The sequence below is a fragment of the Methanoculleus sp. DTU007 genome, assembly GCF_001512385.1.
Classification (GTDB): Archaea; Halobacteriota; Methanomicrobia; order Methanomicrobiales; family Methanoculleaceae; genus Methanoculleus; species Methanoculleus thermophilus.
Map to the genome: position 1 here is coordinate 3,752 of NZ_LFRO01000047.1, position 389 is coordinate 4,140.

The 389-nt window shown below is 67.9% G+C and carries 1 pseudogene; it reads left to right on the forward strand.

What is annotated here, in order from left to right:
* Positions 1 to 370, forward strand: a pseudogene (locus ACI94_RS05560) (hypothetical protein); the annotation flags it as partial.
* Positions 371 to 389: the final 19 nt, after the last annotated feature.

The window sequence follows — 389 nt, forward strand, 5'->3', positions numbered from 1 at the left end:
GAACGCCGGCCTCGAGTCCGCCCGGTCGGTGATCATCGCCCCCGGCGCCCCGGCAACGCCCACCGATCCCTTCCGGGTCTACGTTGTCGGGACCCTCGACCCAGACGACATCTCCTCGTTTGAGGTGACGTTTGCGGCCGATCGGAACGTGACCGAGGTCCCGATCGTCGTCGAGTACCGCGACGACGACGGTAACCGCTACACTTCGACGACGATGATCGGTCTCGGCAGCGGCGCCGGGGTGTCCGTAGCGTCCGCGGCGCCCGCGGAGAATTCGAGCGGCGAGTTCCCGATCGTCGGGGCCATCGTCGCCGTGCTGGTCGCGCTCGGGGTCGCCGGAGCAATCTACTACTCGTGGAGACGGGCGTAACGACGATGCCGGTCATCAG